This window comes from Clostridium grantii DSM 8605 (assembly GCF_900129965.1).
In the GTDB taxonomy this organism is placed as follows: domain Bacteria; phylum Bacillota; class Clostridia; order Clostridiales; family Clostridiaceae; genus Clostridium_AF; species Clostridium_AF grantii.
In genome coordinates, this window is the sequence record NZ_FQXM01000017.1 from 77,131 (window position 1) to 93,458 (window position 16,328).

A 16,328-nucleotide genomic window follows, 5' to 3' on the forward strand; every position below is an offset into this window, starting at 1 on the left:
AACCCTTATATTGGGTTTTTTTATTTTTGTAAGAAGTAATTAAGTAATTCATGACCAGCAGAAAAAAACTTGCCTGAATTCTCAGCAGCCATTTCTGAAAATCTATTTTCTTCTTTAAATGAATCTAAAGTACTATCGTATATAACATAAGGTACTGGTTCAGAAGAATGGGTTCTTATTTTTATAGGAGTTCTATGGTCAGGAAGAATTAAAATTCTATATGCCTCGCCTGCTTTTTCCATAGCATTCTGTACTGGTTTTACTATCTTTTCATCAATTATCTCAATAGACTTAATTTTACCATCTAAATCTCCTTGATGACCACATTCATCTGGAGCTTCTAAGTGTATATAAACAAAATCATCACCATCTAATATGGCTTTTATAGCTGCAGTTGCTTTTCCATCAAAATTTGTGTGAATAGTTCCAGTGGCACCTTCTACAGGGATTGCTTTAAGTCCGGCTAGTATTCCAATTCCGTAAATCAGGTCAACAGCAGAGATTACAGACCCCTTTAAACCAAATTTTTCATTAAATGAATCTAATTTAGGTTTTTTGCCTTCTCCCCATATCCATATAGAGTTAGCAGGATTTAGACCTTTTTCTTTGCGACTTATGTTGATAGGATGATTATTTAATAGATCAAAAGATTTTTTCATCATATCATATAGAATGCCACTATTTGGTCCTTGGGGTAGATAGCTTGTTACCTTTTGACCTAAGAAATCATGTGGTGGAATAAGAGTAAATTCCAGGGGACCATTGTCCCAAACTATCAAATGTCTATAACTAACACCTGGATAGTATTTTATAAACTCATTTTCAAGTTCTTTTTTTAGGAAAAGAATAAGTTCTTTAGATTCCTCACTAGAAATTTCTCCTGCAGAATGGTCTATCATAGTTTTTTCATCATAAGGTTCATCTTCTGATAAAGTAACCACATTACATCGAAAAGTCACATCAGTTTCTAAAAGTTCAACTCCCATGCTAGCCGCTTCTAGTGGGGAACGACCGGTGTGGTAAATTTCAGGAGCGTAGCCCATAACAGATAAATTCGCAGTATCACTTCCTGGAGACATTCCTTTAGGTACAGTTTGTACTAATCCAATTTCACCCTTTTGAGCTAAATTTGTAATATTTGGGATATTAGCTACTTGCAAAGGTGTTTTATTACCAAGAGATTCTATTTCATAATCAGCCATTCCATCTACTAAAACCGTAATATATTTCATATAATATCCTCCCGAGAATAAATTTTATGAACTTAAAAATTAAATTACTTTATTGTAACACAGCGATAAATTAGTATCAAGGTGAGAAAATCAGATAAAAATTAAATAGTATGTTTAAGTATAAAATTATTAAATTTTTGAATATTTTGCTTTAAGGATTTTTTTTCTTCATACATTTTTTCATCAGCATCACTTATAATTATATCAACTGAATTTGGAGTTTTTGGTTTGTATTCTGAAATACCGTGGCTTAAATTAATATTAAAGTTTAAATTTTTAGTGCTATTAATTAAATCGAATTCTTCAAGAATTCTAAGCCAAAGGTCTTCAGATTCAACAACATTAGTATTTGGAAGGAGTATAAGAAATTCATCTCCACCTAATCTTATTAAATAATCAGTTTTTCTTATTGTTTCACCGATTGTAGATGATACAGTTTTTATTAATAAATCTCCAGCATCATGACCAAGAGAGACATTAATAATTTTTAATCCGTTTATATCGATAAAACAAATACATAAAGTTTTTGAAGAAGATTTTGATTTAGATACTTCTTCGTTAAGAATTTCATAACCAGCTCTTCGGTTCAAAACATTAGTTAAAGCATCGTACTTCGCAAAATATTCTATTTCTTCACTATACTGCTTATTAGAGGCGTATAAAATGGCTAGAATTAATGAAATTAGTAATAAGGCTACTATAAAATAATACTCTTGTAGAAACTTATTAAAAATCAATTTGAAATCATTTAAAATAACCCATCCATAGGTTTCATTAGTAGCATCTATATGAGAAAGAATTATCCAATTATTACTATAAAATTTATTTTGTCTTTATAAGGAGATGAGGTGCTGTTTTGATTCAAAAGGTTACTTATAGATTTATAAGTATACAAGCCGTTAGAAGTTATAAATTGACCTTCATTTCCATTTTGAACTAAACTCCATTCTTCGGGGCAATAGTTCATAAATTTATTATCTATCTTTGAATCGTACATAAAGCCCCATTGTTTTGAAGAGTCTTTATTTATAAGTCAGTAACTATCTTTGTTTAACAAGTCCATATTGCCTATAAAACCCAAAGTAATTGAACTAAAGTCATTTATAAGATTTTGTGCAAGATAATTGACGATAACTATTCCTTTAAAGTCACCATCAATATAGAGAGGGGTAGAAATTATTAAAGTGGGTTTTATTGGTAGTTCAATCACACCATTTTCCTTATTTAAATCAAATTTAGAAATAAAAATTTCTCCATCCTTTAATTTCATAGTTTCAGTAAAATAGTATCTATCGCTTTTATCTTGCAATAAATTATTTTCAACAATATCTGTAGTACCCTCACAATTATTTATTCTAAGTTGTTCTTTTCCAGAATTATCGATAAATCTTATTTGATCATATATTTTTTTGCAGAAGAAAAAGAACTAAGGTTTTTAGAAATAGCGTCATAGCTGCCGTTATTATTTAAATAGTTAGTGTAATTATAATTATACCTTAATTATTTTTATTATACTATAAAAGTTTTATATAAAATACAGTTTAAGCCTATAAATTATATATAAAAAACAAGAAGTTTGTGAAAAAAATACATCAGTAGTAAAAGATATAGTACAATATCCATAGGGGATTATGAAGTAAATTGATAAAAAGTATCGGGGGGGAGTTATAAACATGACAATTGAATTTTTGGATTCATTTTTAAGTACTTTGACAGAGTTAGTCTGTTTACTTATTTTGAGAAAATCCTTCATAGCTAAGAGATTAAATGAAAATATTATGGGGAATTTTTTTGTTTTAATTTTAGCTAGTTTAGTTATTGCAGTTAGGTATGAAATATTTAAAGATACGCAGCTTATTTTCAATATAATGATACTAATTATTCTACTAGTGCTTATTTTTAAGATGTCTTTTTACGAAGCAATTATACAATTAATGTTAGCTTTAACCACGGTGATGACTATAGAATTTATAATTATTATGTTCTTTTCTGTTTTTATAGAAAACGTAAAAGGCTCATATTTGGTGAAATGTGGAGCAATATCATTAACTATATTATTTTCTTTAATTATATATTATAAAGTAAATTTGAAAAAAGTATATTCACAAATAATCAAAAAAGAGAATAAAGTACTTAAATTTATTGTTATAAATAGCTTTATAGCAGTTTTTTCTATTTGGTTTTATTGGGATAGCAATTTTAATAGACAAGTATATAATTTGATCTATATAGTACTTATATTGGTAATTATACTTACTACAAATTTAGTTTCAGTAATTTATTTGGAAAAAATAGATGCACAACACAAAGCTTTAGAGGCTTATAACAAGTACAATCCTTATGTAGAGGAGCTAATAAAAGAAATAAGAAAAGAACAGCATGATTATAAAAATAGGTTGCATGCATTAATGATGCTTCCAGAAGTTTGCGATAATTATGATGATTTGGTTAAAGAAATTCAAGAATATACAAATAATTATAAAAAGGAAACTATTGATGATAAAATTCAAATACTTAAACTGAACAATAAAATGTTGGGAGCTCTTCTTTATTATAAAATTAATCAAGCTAAAGAAATGGGAATTATAATTGATTGTGAAATAGAAGATGATTGTATGGAAGGTTGTATGCCTAATTATGAGATAGTTGATATAGTAGGTATTCTTGTAGACAATGCAATAGAAGCAACAGCAACTTATACAGGAAATAAGCATATTAAAATTGAATTTAAAGAAAAAAAATTTAAGCGCTATATTATAATTAAAAATACTTTTTATTTTATTGAAAAACAGAGGTTAGAAAAATTATTTAAGAAAGCTTATTCAACTAAAGGGAGTGGAAGAGGATACGGACTATCTAATGTTGAAGGAATTATAAATAAGTATCCAGAGATTATGATACAAGCCTATAATGAAAAAAATTATAATGAAAATTATGTTGTTTTTGAAATTAGTTGTGAATAGATATTTTAGACATAATAAAAAATTTATTTGTATATTTTAAACAATATTATTTTCTTCATGGAATAATTTATTTAATTAAAATTCGGTATTTTATTTAGAAATATTTATACAAAAGTGCAAAAATTGATAATTGAAAAATTAAAGCTATAAAAAATAAAAAAACAGTAAAAAAACAATAAAAAAACTATTGATTTTTAGAATAATATAGTTTAATATATATACGTACCGAATAATTAAAAATAAATAACATAAAAATGTTCGTCAACTCGTATATCTTCAGTAATAAGGACTGAAAGTTTCTACCAAGTCACCGTAAATGGCTTGACTACGGGTGTTTATATACTACATATAAATTCATTTTAATTATTAACATATATTTTAGTTGAAATATGTGTCTTTAATTAAAATAATTTTAAGATATTTCAATATCAATGAATGTATATGAGCTCCCTAAGTATCGTAGGGGGCTCATTTTTATTTTGGAAAGGATAATTTATGAAACTACTAAAGGAAAGAATTTTAAAAGATGGCAAAGTTATAGGTGAGGATATCTTAAAAGTGGACAGCTTTTTAAATCATCAAGTTGATGTTAAGTTATTGAATGAAATGGGAAAAGAGTTTGCAATGAGGTTTAAGGATACTAAAGTGGATAAAATATTGACTATTGAAGCATCGGGAATCGGAATAGCTTGTATTGTTGCTCAATATTTTGATGTTCCAGTCGTATTTGCTAAAAAACACAAAGGTTTAAATATGGATAATAGTGTTTACGAAACAGAAGTTTTTTCTTTTACAAAGAATACAACCTACAATGTTAGAGTTGCTAAAGACTTTATTACTCCAAATGAAAAAATTCTAATAATTGATGATTTTCTTGCAAATGGGAAAGCTATAGAAGGACTTATGGATATAATAAATCAAGGTAAAGCTGAAACTGTAGGAATAGGTATTGTAATTGAGAAAGCATTTCAAAATGCAAGAGTAGATATTGAAAATACGGGCGTAAGACTTGAATCTCTTGCAATAATTGAAGGCTTTAAGGATGGAAAAGTTTATTTAAAGTAATCAATAAAATTTAACTATAAAACATTTTTAATTTTGGGAGGATAAAAAATGAAAAAAATTACTGCATTAGTTCTAGCAATGGTATTAACTTTAGGGGTTTTATTAACAGGGTGTGGTTCAAACAATGAAGTAAAAGAAAACACTTCAAATGAGACTACAACAGAGCAAAAAGATGAAAAGAAAGAAGTAAAGGTTGGATTTTTATATGTTGCACCTATTGGTAACGAAGGTTGGACATATGCACATGACCAAGGAAGATTATATTTAGAAGAAAAACTAGGTGTAGAAACAATATACAAAGAAAGTGTTAAAGAAGATCCAGCAGAAGTTCAAGCAGTTATTGAAAACATGATTGATGAAGGTGTTAATGTAATTATAGGAACAAGTTTTGGATTTATGGATGGAATGGAATTATCAGCTAAAGAATATCCAGAAGTTACTTTTATGCATTGTTCTGGATACAAAATGTCTGATAACATGTCAAACTATTTTGCAAAACTATATCAAGCTAGATACTTAACAGGAGTAGCAGCTGGTTTAGCAACTAAAAGCAATGAATTAGGATATGTAGCAGCTTATGAAATACCAGAAGTAATTAGAGGAATCAATGCATTTACATTAGGAGTTAAATCTGTTAACCCGGATGCAGTTGTTAATGTAAAATGGACTCATACTTGGTATGATCCTGCAAAAGAAAAACAAGCAGCAGAAGCTTTAATTTCTGAAGGTGCTGACGTAATAGCTCAACATCAAGATACAAGTGCACCACAACAAGCAGCAGAAGAAGCAGGAGTTTTCTCAGTAGGTTGTGACACAGATATGGAAAGTTCAGCACCAAATGCTTATTTAACTGGAGCTATATATAACTGGGGAGATTTCTATGTGAGTGAAATTCAAAAAGTTATTGATGGTACTTGGGAATCAACAAGTTACTGGGGTCCAATGACAGATAGTGAAGATAGTATGGCTATTATAACACCATTAACAAAAAATGCGCCAGAAGGAGCACAAGCGGCTGTAGATGCAGCTAAAGCAGATGTTATAGCTGGAAAACCAATATTTGTTGGACCAATAAAAGATCAAAATGGTGAAATTAAAGTTGCAGAAGGAGTAGAACTAACTGATGCAGAATTATTAGAAATGAAATGGTTCGTTGAAGGCGTTAATGGTAAAATTGAAGAGTAATAAAAATTAAAAAACAAAAAAATAAGAATAAAAACAATTTAGCTTTGCCCCTTGTAGGGGCAAAGTTGTATTTTGTTATTGCACCAAATATAGGAATTTCATTGTTAAACTTAATTTATACTTGTACAAAATCTCATGATTCTACGAGTTTTGGACACGTATAAATTAATAGTTTAACTGAAATACCTATAAATATTTATAAAATTAAGGATAGGTGAGATTATGGATAAGAAAACTCCTTATATAAAAGTAGAAAAAATAACAAAAGTTTTTGGAAAAGTAATAGCTAATAAGGATGTAGATTTAATAATTGAAGGTGGAAAAACTCATGCTCTCCTTGGAGAAAATGGTGCAGGTAAAAGTACTTTAATGAATATGTTATCAGGTGTATATTCTCCTGATAGTGGTAAAATGTTTGTTCATGGTAAACAAGTTAGATTTTCCTCGCCAAAGGATGCAATAAACTCAAAAGTAGGAATGATTTATCAACACTTTAAGCTAGTAGAAGCAATGACGGCACTAGACAACGTTATGCTGGGACAAAAGGGTAAATTTTTTATAGATAAGAAAAAAACTAAAAACGAAATCAATGAAATTATAAATAGATTAGAATTAAATGTAGATTTAGACAAATATGTTTGTGATATGTCTGTAGGAGAAAAGCAAAACTTAGAAATGCTTAAGGTTGTATATAGAGGAGCGGATATATTAATTCTTGATGAGCCCACTACAGTTTTTACTCCTCAGGAAAGCAAAAAATTATTCAGTATAATGAACAAAATGAAAGAAGAAGGTTGTGCAATAATATTTATATCTCATAAAATGGATGAAGTTATGGAAGTTGCTGATACTGTAACAGTTTTGAGAAAAGGACAAAGTATAAAAACTTTAGATAGAAAAGATACAAATCCAAAAGAATTAACTGACTTAATGGTAGGCAAATCTGTTGATTTAGCTATTAAAAGAGTGCCGCGTGAAGGTGAAGAAAAGATACTTCAAGTTAAAAATTTGAATGTGTTTAATGAGGATAAAATTCAGAAAATCAAGGATATGAGCTTTGATGTAAGAAAAGGAGAAATTCTTGGAATAGCTGGTATTGCAGGTAGTGGACAAAAGGAATTATGTGAAGCTATAGCTGGAATTCAAAAAATTAAGAGTGGAGAAATTATTTTTGAAAATGATAATTTAGTAGGTAAATCGCCTAGAGATATAATTACAAAAGGAATTAGTATGAGTTTTATTCCAGAGGACAGATTAGGAATGGGACTAGTTGCATCTATGGATATGGTAGATAATATACTATTAAAAGAATATCAGGGACAAAAGGGCTTATTTGTAGATAGAAAGTCTGTTGCTAAAAAAGCTGAAGAAATGGTAGAAGCTTTAGAAATAAAAACTCCAAGTGTACATTATCCAATTAGATATCTTTCTGGTGGTAATATTCAAAAAATATTATTAGGAAGAGAACTTAGCTTATATCCTAAATTATTAATAATGGCTCATCCTGTAAGAGGATTAGATGTAAACACTTGTTATACAATTTATGATTTAGTTAATGTAGAGAAAGAAAAAGGAAACTCAGTTATTTATATTGGAGAAGACTTGGATGTATTAATAGAATTATGCGATAGAATAGCAGTTGTTTATGATGGGAAAATAACAGGTATCAAAGATACTGATAAAATTACTAAAGAAGAAATTGGTTTATTAATGGTAGGAAAAAAATCGGATGGGGAGGTATCAAATAATGTTTAGAATAGTAAAAAAGAGTGAAACTACAAGATTGCAAGCAACTGTAATAATTTCTACAGCTATTATTCTAGCCATATTAGTTACTTCTATATTTATATCAGCAATAGGATTTAACCCTATAGAAGTGTATGGATCTATGCTAAAAGGTTCTTTCGGATCTAGTTCAAAATTAAAAAGAACTATAATTATAGCCATTCCGTTGTTAATAACATCGCTTGGAATAGCTGTAGCTTTTAAAATGCAATTTTGGAATATTGGAGGAGAAGGACAAATATTGATGGGTGGATTTGGAGCTGCTTTTATAGCTTTGAATTTTGCATATTTACCAAAACCAATAGTATTAATATTAATGGCTATTTCAGGAATGTTGTGTGGTGGACTTTGGGCATTGCTACCTGCATTTTTAAAATCAAAATGGGGAACTAATGAAACGATTGTTACATTGATGATGAATTATATAGCTTTAAAATGGATAACTTTTCTACAATATGATAAATGGAAGGACCCAAATTCAATGGGGTTTCCTAAGATAGCAAACTTTGAAGACAATGCTGTACTTCCAAGAGTATTTGATATTCATATTGGTTGGATAATTGCATTGATATTAGTTGTAGTTATGTACATATTTATGAATTACACTAAAAAAGGGTATGAAATTAGTGTACTTGGAGAAAGTGTAAAAACAGCAAAATATGCAGGAATTAATATTAATAAAACAATGATAACAGCCATTTTACTAAGTGGTGGATTATGTGGATTAGTAGGTATGATTCAAACATCAGCAGTTAGTAATACGCTTTCTATTGAAATTTCTGGAGGTGTTGGATTTACAGCAATTATAGTAACTTGGCTTGGAGCTCTATCAGCACCAATAATTCTTATAGTATCTGTGCTTTTTGCGGCATTACTACAAGGTGGAGCTTATATTCAAACAGCCTTTGGAATACCAGCAGCAGCGGCATCAGTCTTACAAGGAATGATATTATTCTTCGTTCTTGGAAGTGACTTTTTTATTAGGTATAGATTAGTTTTAGAAAAAAATATAAAAGTTAAAGGAGCAAAATAATATGAATATGGTGATAGCTTTTTTAACAGCAGCAATAGTTTCAGGTACTCCAATTCTTTTTGCTACATTAGGAGAAATTTTAACTGAAAAATCTGGTAACTTGAATTTGGGAGTAGAAGGTATGATGTTAATGGGCGCTGTTATGGGATTTGTTGTAGGAATTAAAACAGGAAACCCTATTTTAGCAATATTAGCAGCAGCTTTTGCAGGAGCTTTTGGTGCGTTAATTTATGGATTTTTAACCATAGGATTGAGAGCTAATCAAGTAGTTACTGGTTTGACATTAACTATTTTTGGAACAGGGTTCTCTTCATTGGTAGGAAAACCTTTGATGGGGGAAGTAGTTCCACAAACAATAAAGAATTTTTTTGGAACAATGAATGTCCCTTTGTTATCTAAAATACCTTTCATTGGCCCTATATTTTTTACTCATAATATATTTGTGTATTTTGGATATGTTTGTGCTATAGTTATGGGAATCTATTTTTATAATACTCGTAAAGGCTTGAATCTTATAGCAGTAGGAGAAAATCCAGGATGTGCAGATGCGGCAAGTATAAATGTTAATTTATATAAATATGTGCATGTGCTTATAGGTGGCGCTTTATGTGGTATTGGTGGAGCTTATTTATCTTTGGTTTATATACCATCTTGGCAAGAAAATATTACAGCGGGAAGAGGTTGGATCGCAGTTGCTTTAGTAATATTTGCAGCTTGGAATCCATATAAAGCAATCTTAGGAGCGTTTTTATTTGGAGGCTTGGATATTATAGCTTTCAGATTTGAAGCATTGACACACTACGTTTCACTTTATTTTATAGATATGTTACCTTACTTAGTTACAATAGTGATTTTGGTTATTTCATCTATCAAAAATAATAAGAATGCAGGACCTCAAGGATTAGGGCAACCTTATTTTAGAGAAGAAAGATAGAAATTTTATTTATAGTAAAAAAGGCTTTTCTTTGGAGGAAAGCCTTTTTATTTGGCTAAAACTTTTTATAGCTTCTAATCCTTGATAAATTTCACTTCTTGAAAAGTTATTTTTATATAATTCATCATGACTTTTTTTCAATAGTAAATTATAAAAATAAAAATTAATATTAAATAGTTTATCCATTAATTATATAAATTCTATTTGAATTTTTCTAATCGGTAATGTCCTTCATCATCTAATTTTAGTATCCCATCTTTATAATCATAGCCCATTTTTTATAAAATTCACAAGCAGTAATTGATGATGGTATCTCAATTCTTTTTGATCTTAAAAAATATTCATCAGACTCTAATGTTTCAATTATTTTTTTCCTATACCATTTCCATGTAATTCAGGTGAAACAAAAATTGTTAAAAGAATACTTTCATCTTGGCTTCCCCAAAAACTTGAAATTGCTCCACAACCAATAATTTTATTGTCTATACAAGCAACATACATATGTGCATAGCTAGTAATCTCTAGTAATTTATCTGAAGTATAAATTGATGATAAATGTTCCATTTCTTCTTTTGGATAATCTTTTATATTAACTTCCAAAAAATTTCTGCAAATTATATTTGATAGAGTAGTTGCATCATTAGTTTTAAAATTTCTTATCTTTAAATTTTCCATAGGAGACCTCCATATTTTTTATTTTCTATCTCGCTTAATAATTGGTAAATCAGTGCTATTATTTGTTCGTACGTGGATAATGCTATTTCCTAATCCTCTACTCACTATCATGTTAGTATTATTAAGCTTGTATAATCCAGAAGTGTATTCAGGGAATAAACCTTGATTTGGGGCGATAATGCCTTTACTCATAAAAGGAATTCTAAATTGACCTCCATGAGCATGTCCAGAAAAAACTATGGTAGGACTAATGCTATTATCAGAAGATGAATAGGATTCAAATAATTCAGGGCGATGAGCTAATAAAATTACTGGCATATCTTTGATTTTATCAATGTCTTTAAAATTTTTAGGGTCATATGTAGCCTCATCAGTTAAACCTAGAATTGCAATATTTTGCTGGTTTTTTGTGTATATTTCTAGTTTGTTATCAACGATTCTAATATCATTATTTGTTAGAATACTTGTCCACTCATCTATATTCCCACTCCGAATCTCATGATTACCTGTAACAGATAAGTATTTGTGATTTCAGATAAACCTTTGCATAACTTTTCTAAGCCACATGTGTTCAAATCAGCACTTTTATCAATAAGGTCACCTGTGAGTACTATTATGTCAGGTTTTTGCTTTTTCACTTTGTTTAAAATAGTATCTATATTAGAAGCATTTTTGGGTAAATGGACATCAGAAATATGGGCTATTTTTATACCTTCTAATTCTTTTGACAAATCAGTTATTTCAACTTTTATATTTTGAACCTTTATGGAATTGTTTTGAGCATAACAATATACAAAAATCGTTATAGATATAAGCAAGAGTGTAAAAGTCAATTTATAGCGTTTTGATTGTTTAATTATAAAAAAGACCTCCTTATAATAAAATATTATATTCCAATATTGATATGATAGCTTAAATTAAGGTACACAATATAAAAAGTATTTTATTTTGAGAAATTTAGAAATAAGATGAAAATACTTATTTGTTAAAATATTTTCTTAAGTAGAATTACAATTAGAACAATCCAAATAAAAATAATGGCTACCCCAGCTATCAAATTATTTTGCTTCCCCTCTTTAAAAATATCATTTGACTGCTGCCTACATTCTTCCAAAATAGAAGATGGGATTAATTTTACTGCTAACATAATTCCTAAAGGAAGTAAATATTAATTAGAAATTATTATCAATAAATTAGGAAAATGTTTGATTTATTTATAATGAGGATGTTAAAAAGGTATAAAAACGAGAATTTATAAAGTTAAACACTCATGGCCAATTATTTTCACACCTTTTTCAATGTCACAAAGAGTTAATCTTGAAAATCCAAGTCTAAGAGTATCCCATCCCACTAAAGAGGAGGTGCTGTGTAATGTGTCAATGGATTGTGTATAAAATATATCACCTGGAGTAAAAATAACCCCTTTATCAATACATTTGCTCAAGAGCTTACGTGCATCAATATTCTTTAGTTTTATAAAAATGTAAAGACCACCATCTCCAGTTATATACTGGTGAGGGATATATTCTTTTGCTAGCTTTATTGCTAAATTGAATTTCTCATTATATACAGTTCTAATCTTCTTAAGGTATTTTTCAAAATTACCGTTTTTCAAATAATCATATAAAATAGCTTGGTCTAAAGATGAGGTATGAATATTTTTACTTCTTTTGATGCTTTCCATAGCATTAATGAGTTTTTTGTCTCCCAGTATCCAACCAATTCTTAAGCCTGGAAATAAAATTTTTGATAAACTTCCAATATAAATTACAGAATTATCATTATTACTAATGGCAGCTAAGGGGGAAATGTGATCGCTTTTCAATTGAAGCTCTTCATTAAAACCATCTTCGATTATTGGAATATTATTTTCTTTCATAATTGTATATAAAAGATTTCTTTTATCATAAGACATGACAAGGCCAGTGGGATTATGGTAAGAGGGCACAAAGAAACCTGCTTTTACTTTGTTATTTTTGATTTTATCACTTAATTGGGTTATATCAATTCCATCTGCAGTCATATCCACGCCTATTATATCAAGACCTTGTAACTTCATTATTTTAAGAGCGGTGTTATGAGTTGGATTTTCACATAGGATTTTATCGCCTTTATTTAAAATTGTAGATAGAGTTAAATCAAATCCTTCAGTAAACCCATTAGTAATAAGGATGCTTTTATTAGTAGTATCAACTCCTTTAGAAGTCATATATGATAATAGAAAATTAATAAGTTTATCATATCCTTTAGCATAACCATAATTAAGTATTTTCTCACCTTCATTAGAGAGTATATTCAAAACAGATTTTTTGACTTCTTCAATAGGAAAAAGATTCTCATCTGGGGCTATAGTTTTGAAAGATATCATACCTTTCTTATAAACAGATTCATTTTTTATAATATCGGTTTTCTCCGCAATTTTCGCATAAGCAGTTGTTTTTATTTCCCAGGGAATAATCCAGGAGCATTCCTTATTTTCATCAGCAACCAATTTTTTTACATAAGATCCTTTGTTTCGTATAGAATATATCAATCCTTCCTGTTCTAATAATTCATAAGCCGACATGATAGAATTTCGGCTTACACAAATAAGACTTGAAAGTTCTCTGGTTGATGGAAGTTTACTATCTGGTGCAAGCATCTTACTATAAATCATATTTTTAAGTTGACTATAAATTTGAAGATATTTCTTTTCTTTATCATTTATTTTAAAATCGAATACCATAAGACGCCTCCTAGCTATTTAATTTATTATCTATTAATTAATAAAGAGTACTCTATAATTTTATCCAATAGTTCACTATAAGTAAGACCATAAGCATTAGCGCTTTTAGGAATCAAACTATTTTCTGTCATTCCTGGAAGTGTGTTAATTTCTAAAACATAAACTTGTTCCCTACTAATTATCATATCAATTCTGGCATAGACTTGTAAACCAAATTGTTCCCAACAAGTTTTAGAGATTTTTGTTACTTTATCATTTAAATCATTAGGTAAATTTATAATTTTCTCTTCTGCGCCGTCCTTATTATACTTAGAATGGAAATTAAAAAAGTTAGCTTTGGGTTTTATTGAAATAATAGGTAAGACTTCTTTGTTTAACATACTAACTGTGATTTCTTCACCTTGTACAAACTCTTCAATTAACACTTCTTTATCTAATTCAAAACACAATTTAATTGAGTGAAATAACTCATTCTCATTTTTAGCAATGAAAACTCCAATACTTGATCCGCCATTACTAGGTTTTACTACAAGAGGATATCCTAATTTTTTTATAGGAATGTCTTTTATAAAAGTTTCTTTAGAAGTATAAGATTTATAGTTTTCTAGATTAATGGATATCCATTTGGGAGTTTTTATACAGCTACTCTTGAAAATTCTTTTACTCATAATTTTATTCATACATAAAGCACTAGTTAAAACTCCACATCCTGTATAAGGGACATGCATTGTTTCAAGAAGAGATTGTATTCTACCATCCTCTCCAAATTCACCATGTAATGCTATAAAAGCAAAACTTAAATCCCGGATCTGATCAATTAATTGAAATCTTGTATTTATAGGAATGGGAAATACTTCATATTTTTCTTCATCTAAGTTTTTTATTATTTCATTGCCTGTCATTAAGGAAATATCCCTTTCGGTAGAATCTCCTCCCATAATAACGCCTATCTGCATAAACTCATCTCCTTTAATATATTCTATGATTTAAGCTATGCAAAAGAAAGAACCACCCTAAGGCGATTTTTATGCCAAGGTGGTTATTTTCTGTAAAGCATCTTTATATGAGGTATATCATCTTCTAAATATTCTTCGGAAATAGTTATAAAACCTACCTTATTATAAAAACCTTCAGCATATTTCTGAGCGGATATTTTTACTTCAGTTTCATTAAGTTCATTTTCAATGAAAGCTAAAGCGTTTTTTACTAAATGAAAACCTAAATTTTCACCACGACGATCATGTTTTGTTAAAATTCTTCCTATGGACATTTCTTTATAAGATATTCCTTTAGGAAGTATGCGCGCATAAGCAATGACTTCACCTTTATCCTCACAATATATATGATACGATTCCAAATCTTTGTTATCACAATCAGGGTAAGGGCAGTTTTGCTCAATTATGAAAACATTAATTCTCTCTTTAAGTATTTTGTAAAGTTCTAGTGCAGTTAGTTCGTTGAATTTTTTGATTTGCCAGTTCATTATTCTCCTCCTATGTGTTAGCTTATAAATAAATTAAATTATTATAATAAATAGATTGTTTTCTAAATTATATTCAATATAGAAAATAATATCAAGTTAACTAACTCTAATATGATGGATTTTTAATGAGTGGAATACTTCTGTTTTCAAAGGAGAAGTAGTTGATACTAAAAACATTAAAATTGAAATGGGTAAAAACAATGAATATAGAGCAATTGCAACTATAAAAAAATGGGAAATTATAGTGGAGAGGAAGTTGTTGGAGATGTTGTAGATGTTTTATTGTCATGTGCAATGGATATTGATGAATGGGTTGAGGATGCTTAGGTGATTTCAAGAATCAGAGTTGGAATTTTTATGCTATTAAAGTATGATGATAAAAATTCTATTTGGATGGAAAATGGAGTTACATTGTATAAGACAGATATATGTGATTAGGATTTTCTAGATGTGGTGAGATGTGTTTTCTTACAAAGAAGAAATGGCGTAGATTATGCAGCAGGGGCATTTAAATCGATACCTAAAATTAAACTATGAATTAAATAAAGATATATATATTAATTAAAGATGCTTAATAAATAATAATTTTGAATATATAGTAAGTAAAATAAAAGGTAAGAGCTTACTATATAAGAAATTAAATATCCGGATTTAAATGTTAGATAATGAGGGACGCATTACTTATTGAGGTAATGAAAGCTTATAAGAACTATAAACTGTTCCTAGTGTGTCATTATAAGCAATGTCAAGAAAAACTTAGAAATACATATGTGTAGTTAGTTAAATTCTTGTAATGAGCTATTAGATAGAAAAGTAGATTAAATATAAATGATAAGATACTCCTTGTCGCCAAGAGAACTAAGAAAAATGTCGAAAGATAAGTTTTGAAAAAACTCTTGACAACATGGAAAATAAGTGATATTCTAGATAAGCTGTCGCAAGATGGTAACAAGAAATTCACAAAACAGAAATTGATCTTTGAAAATTAAACAGAGAATGATAGAATAAATTCCAGTAATGGATTCTATGTAAAATGCCAGTCAATAATTTAAGTAAATGAGTAAACAGATTAAACTTTTTAAATTGAGAGTTTGATCCTGGCTCAGGACGAACGCTGGCGGCGTGCTTAACACATGCAAGTCGAGCGATGAAGTTCCTTCGGGAACGGATTAGCGGCAGACGGGTGAGTAACACGTGGGCAACCTACCTCGAAGTGGGGGATAGCCTTCCGAAAGGAAGATTAATACC

17 protein-coding genes, 1 rRNA gene and 1 riboswitch are annotated in these 16,328 nt (G+C 29.0%); of the genes, 7 read left to right on the forward strand and 11 right to left on the reverse strand.

Annotated elements, in window-relative coordinates; translation table 11 throughout:
• Positions 1–20: 20 nt before the first annotated feature.
• The 4 genes from BUB83_RS14300 to BUB83_RS14315 all read right to left on the reverse strand — a co-directional run bounded on the left by BUB83_RS14300 (position 21) and on the right by BUB83_RS14315 (position 2,637).
• Positions 21–1,232 (reverse strand): cofactor-independent phosphoglycerate mutase, encoded by a 1,212-nt coding sequence (locus BUB83_RS14300; protein ID WP_073339142.1) that lies wholly within the window; start codon positions 1,230–1,232, stop codon positions 21–23.
• 101 nt (positions 1,233–1,333) lie between these two features.
• A complete protein-coding gene (locus tag BUB83_RS14305; RefSeq protein WP_073339143.1) occupies positions 1,334–1,969 on the reverse strand; it encodes a GGDEF domain-containing protein in 636 nt (211 codons plus the stop codon).
• Between the two features lie 62 nt (positions 1,970–2,031).
• A complete protein-coding gene (locus tag BUB83_RS14310) occupies positions 2,032–2,229 on the reverse strand; it encodes a hypothetical protein (RefSeq protein ID WP_073339144.1) in 198 nt (65 codons plus the stop codon).
• A 36-nt stretch (positions 2,230–2,265) separates the two neighbouring features.
• A complete protein-coding gene (locus tag BUB83_RS14315; protein WP_423231147.1) occupies positions 2,266–2,637 on the reverse strand; it encodes a hypothetical protein in 372 nt (123 codons plus the stop codon).
• Between the two features lie 268 nt (positions 2,638–2,905).
• Between BUB83_RS14315 and BUB83_RS14320 the strand changes: the two genes are divergently transcribed.
• From BUB83_RS14320 to BUB83_RS14345, 6 genes are all read left to right on the forward strand, one after another.
• A complete protein-coding gene (locus BUB83_RS14320) occupies positions 2,906–4,195 on the forward strand; it encodes a sensor histidine kinase (protein WP_073339146.1) in 1,290 nt (429 codons plus the stop codon).
• A gap of 246 nt (positions 4,196–4,441) precedes the next feature.
• A riboswitch (purine riboswitch) is annotated at positions 4,442–4,543 on the forward strand.
• Between the two features lie 147 nt (positions 4,544–4,690).
• Positions 4,691–5,260: a xanthine phosphoribosyltransferase gene (locus BUB83_RS14325; RefSeq protein ID WP_073339147.1), complete on the forward strand. Its 570-nt coding sequence runs from the start codon at positions 4,691–4,693 to the stop codon at positions 5,258–5,260.
• 48 nt (positions 5,261–5,308) lie between these two features.
• On the forward strand, positions 5,309–6,445 hold the full coding sequence (locus tag BUB83_RS14330) for a BMP family ABC transporter substrate-binding protein (RefSeq protein ID WP_073339148.1): 1,137 nt from the start codon (positions 5,309–5,311) through the stop codon (positions 6,443–6,445).
• A 222-nt stretch (positions 6,446–6,667) separates the two neighbouring features.
• Positions 6,668–8,200, forward strand: a complete 1,533-nt coding sequence (locus BUB83_RS14335; RefSeq protein WP_073339149.1) for an ABC transporter ATP-binding protein — start codon at positions 6,668–6,670, stop codon at positions 8,198–8,200.
• Positions 8,193–9,263 (forward strand): ABC transporter permease, encoded by a 1,071-nt coding sequence (locus tag BUB83_RS14340; protein ID WP_073339150.1) that lies wholly within the window; start codon positions 8,193–8,195, stop codon positions 9,261–9,263. The genes BUB83_RS14335 and BUB83_RS14340 overlap by 8 nt, the downstream gene beginning before the upstream one ends.
• A gap of 1 nt (position 9,264) precedes the next feature.
• Entirely contained in the window at positions 9,265–10,197 is a 933-nt protein-coding gene (locus BUB83_RS14345) for an ABC transporter permease (RefSeq protein ID WP_073339151.1), read from the forward strand.
• A 9-nt stretch (positions 10,198–10,206) separates the two neighbouring features.
• Here BUB83_RS14345 and BUB83_RS22485 read toward each other — a convergent pair whose 3' ends face one another.
• The 7 genes from BUB83_RS22485 to BUB83_RS14370 form a co-directional block, all read right to left on the reverse strand.
• A complete protein-coding gene (locus tag BUB83_RS22485; protein WP_242950686.1) occupies positions 10,207–10,383 on the reverse strand; it encodes a DUF6483 family protein in 177 nt (58 codons plus the stop codon).
• Between the two features lie 177 nt (positions 10,384–10,560).
• Positions 10,561–10,872 carry a GNAT family N-acetyltransferase gene (locus tag BUB83_RS14350; protein ID WP_242950687.1) on the reverse strand — a complete coding sequence of 104 codons (312 nt, stop codon included), beginning with the start codon at positions 10,870–10,872 and terminating at the stop codon, positions 10,561–10,563.
• An 18-nt stretch (positions 10,873–10,890) separates the two neighbouring features.
• On the reverse strand, positions 10,891–11,190 hold the full coding sequence (locus BUB83_RS21320; protein ID WP_084133582.1) for a metallophosphoesterase family protein: 300 nt from the start codon (positions 11,188–11,190) through the stop codon (positions 10,891–10,893).
• 158 nt (positions 11,191–11,348) lie between these two features.
• Entirely contained in the window at positions 11,349–11,705 is a 357-nt protein-coding gene (locus tag BUB83_RS21325) for a metallophosphoesterase (protein WP_159434093.1), read from the reverse strand.
• 419 nt (positions 11,706–12,124) lie between these two features.
• Positions 12,125–13,597: an aminotransferase-like domain-containing protein gene (locus BUB83_RS14360; protein WP_073339152.1), complete on the reverse strand. Its 1,473-nt coding sequence runs from the start codon at positions 13,595–13,597 to the stop codon at positions 12,125–12,127.
• A gap of 26 nt (positions 13,598–13,623) precedes the next feature.
• Positions 13,624–14,553 (reverse strand): D-alanine--D-alanine ligase, encoded by a 930-nt coding sequence (locus BUB83_RS14365; protein WP_073339153.1) that lies wholly within the window; start codon positions 14,551–14,553, stop codon positions 13,624–13,626.
• 83 nt (positions 14,554–14,636) lie between these two features.
• A complete protein-coding gene (locus tag BUB83_RS14370) occupies positions 14,637–15,080 on the reverse strand; it encodes a GNAT family N-acetyltransferase (RefSeq protein WP_073339154.1) in 444 nt (147 codons plus the stop codon).
• A gap of 1,079 nt (positions 15,081–16,159) precedes the next feature.
• Between BUB83_RS14370 and BUB83_RS14375 the strand changes: the two genes are divergently transcribed.
• Positions 16,160–16,328 (forward strand): 16S ribosomal RNA (locus BUB83_RS14375); the annotation flags it as partial.

Coding starts and splice junctions, on each gene's coding strand:
- BUB83_RS14300 (WP_073339142.1), bottom strand. CDS start 1,232: ATGAAATATATTACGGTTTTAGTAGATGGAATGGCTGATTATGAAATA.
- BUB83_RS14310 (WP_073339144.1), bottom strand. CDS start 2,229: ATGTACGATTCAAAGATAGATAATAAATTTATGAACTATTGCCCCGAA.
- BUB83_RS14320 (WP_073339146.1), top strand. CDS start 2,906: ATGACAATTGAATTTTTGGATTCATTTTTAAGTACTTTGACAGAGTTA.
- BUB83_RS14325 (WP_073339147.1), top strand. CDS start 4,691: ATGAAACTACTAAAGGAAAGAATTTTAAAAGATGGCAAAGTTATAGGT.
- BUB83_RS14330 (WP_073339148.1), top strand. CDS start 5,309: ATGAAAAAAATTACTGCATTAGTTCTAGCAATGGTATTAACTTTAGGG.
- BUB83_RS14335 (WP_073339149.1), top strand. CDS start 6,668: ATGGATAAGAAAACTCCTTATATAAAAGTAGAAAAAATAACAAAAGTT.
- BUB83_RS14340 (WP_073339150.1), top strand. CDS start 8,193: ATGTTTAGAATAGTAAAAAAGAGTGAAACTACAAGATTGCAAGCAACT.
- BUB83_RS14345 (WP_073339151.1), top strand. CDS start 9,265: ATGAATATGGTGATAGCTTTTTTAACAGCAGCAATAGTTTCAGGTACT.
- BUB83_RS22485 (WP_242950686.1), bottom strand. CDS start 10,383: ATGGATAAACTATTTAATATTAATTTTTATTTTTATAATTTACTATTG.
- BUB83_RS14350 (WP_242950687.1), bottom strand. CDS start 10,872: ATGGAAAATTTAAAGATAAGAAATTTTAAAACTAATGATGCAACTACT.
- BUB83_RS21320 (WP_084133582.1), bottom strand. CDS start 11,190: ATGCCAGTAATTTTATTAGCTCATCGCCCTGAATTATTTGAATCCTAT.
- BUB83_RS14360 (WP_073339152.1), bottom strand. CDS start 13,597: ATGGTATTCGATTTTAAAATAAATGATAAAGAAAAGAAATATCTTCAA.
- BUB83_RS14365 (WP_073339153.1), bottom strand. CDS start 14,553: ATGCAGATAGGCGTTATTATGGGAGGAGATTCTACCGAAAGGGATATT.
- BUB83_RS14370 (WP_073339154.1), bottom strand. CDS start 15,080: ATGAACTGGCAAATCAAAAAATTCAACGAACTAACTGCACTAGAACTT.